The following is a 2,677-nucleotide window of genomic DNA, read 5'->3' on the forward strand; positions in this document are numbered from 1 at the left end:
AATGGGACACCCCTGGGGTGTCGGTGAGTCAGCTGGTCGGGGGCTTGGGGGTGCCGTTGGGGCCCTTCGGTCGCTTGTTGGGACGGTAGCTTGGGCCGTTCATGATGACTTGGTGGCTGGCGTTGATCAGCCGGTCGAGGAGTGACTCGGCGACGACGGGGTTCGGGAAGAGCGGATACCAGTCGCTGGGCGCCCTGTTGCTCGTGATGATCAGAGAACGTCCCTGCCGCTCGGAGACCAACTCGTAGAGATCGTCGGCCTGCGAGGCGTTCATCTGCCGCATGGCGAAGTCATCGAGGATGAGCAGGTCGGGGCGGATGAGGTCGCGCATGCGCTTGTCCCAGGTGCGATCCGCGTGGCCGCCGGCGAGCTCGGCCAGGACCCGGCTGGTCTTGGAGAAACGGACGTTGGCGCCCTGTCGGACGGCCTGGTGACCGAGGGCCTGGGCGACGTGTGTCTTTCCGACCCCGACGGGCCCGAACAAAATGACGGACTCACCGGAGTGGAGCCATCGCAGGGCCGCCAGGTCGCGGATCTGGGCCGCGGGTAGCTTCGGGGAGGCGTTGAAGTCGAAGCCCTCCAAGGTGGCCTGCTGCTCGAACTTCGCCCGCCGCAGGCGCCGTTCGAGCGCAACGGATTCACGGCGGGTGATCTCGTCCTGGCAGAGAACCTGCAGGAAATCGAGGTGCCCGAGCTCGCCGCCCTGGGCCTGGGTGAGGCGGGCGTCGAGTGTCTCGAGCATCCCGGACAGCCGCAGGATCTTGAGCGAGTCACGCAGAGCGGTGGTCATCACGCTCACCGGGCGACCTCCTCGACGTCGTCGTTCCCCTGGTCGTCGCGGACGTCATCGGGAATCTGCAGGGGGATGTCGGTGGCGAACAGGCCCTCGGGGCCGTGTAGGAAGGCCGAGGCGCCACCGTCTCCGGTCTCGGGTTCCGGGTCGGTCTCGGTGCCGGCGACAAGGATGCCCTTGACGGTGCGATAGGACGGGTCGCCGACCGTGATCGCCTTGCGGCAGGCGGCTTCGAGCCTGATGTCGCCGTACTTCTTGCGCAGCCCGAGCACCCCCTGGGCCGCCCGGAGCCGGTAGAGGGCATTGACCTCCAGGAGCTGGTCGATCACCTCCCGGCAGGCATCCCCGACCTGGGATGCCTGACCGCGACACCAGATCGGCGTGCGCATCTGAAAGGCGATCTTCTCCGGCGGGTAGTCCGTCTTGTCGGTGCGTTTGCCCTGCTCAAGTGCCGCGTGCGTCTTGACCAGTTCACCCTCGTGGAAGACCTGCACCATGGTGGCGGTGGAGCGGACATCGACGCGGCGGCCGATCAGCTTCCAGGGCACCGAGTAGAGGGTCCGGCCGACCTTGATGTGGATGTCCGGGCCGACCGTCGCCTTCGACCACCGCGCCAGCACGAACGGCGCCTCGGGCAACGGCAGCAGCACCGGCGCCTCGATGGACTCGAACACCGCCAAGGGAGCCGCCCCGCCCAGCGGACGGCACTGCCGCTGACCTGCGACATTACGGGACCAGAGCAGGGCCTCGGCCTGCATGTGCTCCAGCGAGGTGAACGTCCGCCCGCGCCAGTAGGAGTCGCGGACGTAGGGCATGGGCCGCTCCACTCTGGGCTTGTCCTTCGGCTTCAAAGCCCGGGCCGGATCCACCAACGCCCCATAGTAGGAGGCGAGTTCGGCATACGACTTGTTGATCTTCGGGTCGTAGAGGTCCGGCTTGTCGACCCCGGTCTTGAGGTTGTCCGGCACCAGCCGGCGCGGGACGCCGCCGAAGTAGCGAAACGCCTCCACGTGGGCTTGTGTCCAGGCGTGCTGGTCCATGTGGGCCACCGGGCGGACGAACATGTGCCGGGAGGCAGGCAGCACCATCACGAACGCCCAAATCCGGTGCCGCCGACCGGTGTTGGCGTTGATCCACTGCCCCAGGAAGCCGTAGTCGATCTGGGCCTCCGAGCCCGGCTCGACGTTCTCCCTCAGCACGGTGACCTTGGCGCGGGCGGCCTCGTCGGGCAGGTTCTCGTGTACCCACCGGCGAAACGAGGTCAGCCCCGCCTGCAGCTTGCGCTCGTCGCGCAGCCGCTGGTGGATCGTGGTCACCGTGCAGGTGTTCAGCAGTTCCACCACGTAGTCGCGGTGCTTCTCGATCTCCGGCCAAGTCAGTTGATTCAAGCGCCTGTTGGCCTGCTCGGGGAACCAGCTCTTGATCAGTTTCGCCCAGTCGGGCTCGCTCATCGGCGGGCCGCCCGGCGTGATCCCGGCCGCCTCGGCCGGCGCCAGGTACTTCCTGATCGTCTTGCGGTCCAGCCCCAGCGACGCCGCCAGCTGCGTCTTCGAGCGGCCCGCGTACCAGTGGACGTAGATCTCCACGATGTCCGTCACGGTGAATGTTCTCCTTGCCATCCGGATCGTCCGTCGACCTCCCGGCTCGCTGGTCAAGGGACACCAGCGACTCCGAGACGGCCCGGACCCTCAACCCGGCACCGGCATGCCCCAGGGGATCTCCACCAATTCGCAAGAAGGATCTATCGGTCGAACAAACCACCCGACACGGGGAAAGATCTTCAACCCGAGACCGTGACCGGCATCCCCATCCACGACCGGCGTCCCCCTGGGGAACCGCCGACACCAGGGCGGGGAATTACGGCGACAACATCACGCAGAACAT

At 67.0% G+C, this 2,677-nt stretch carries 2 protein-coding genes; both read right to left on the reverse strand.

Annotated features, from left to right (window positions below; translation table 11 throughout):
• Positions 1 to 28: 28 nt before the first annotated feature.
• Positions 29 to 799, reverse strand: a complete 771-nt coding sequence (gene istB, locus M878_RS91725) for an IS21-like element helper ATPase IstB (RefSeq protein WP_023548259.1) — start codon at positions 797 to 799, stop codon at positions 29 to 31.
• Positions 796 to 2,391 (reverse strand): IS21 family transposase, encoded by a 1,596-nt coding sequence (gene istA / locus M878_RS91730; protein WP_023548257.1) that lies wholly within the window; start codon positions 2,389 to 2,391, stop codon positions 796 to 798. Before istA ends, istB begins: the two co-directional genes overlap by 4 nt.
• Positions 2,392 to 2,677: the final 286 nt, after the last annotated feature.

It is taken from the genome of Streptomyces roseochromogenus subsp. oscitans DS 12.976 (genome assembly GCF_000497445.1).
Classification (GTDB): Bacteria; Actinomycetota; Actinomycetes; order Streptomycetales; family Streptomycetaceae; genus Streptomyces; species Streptomyces oscitans.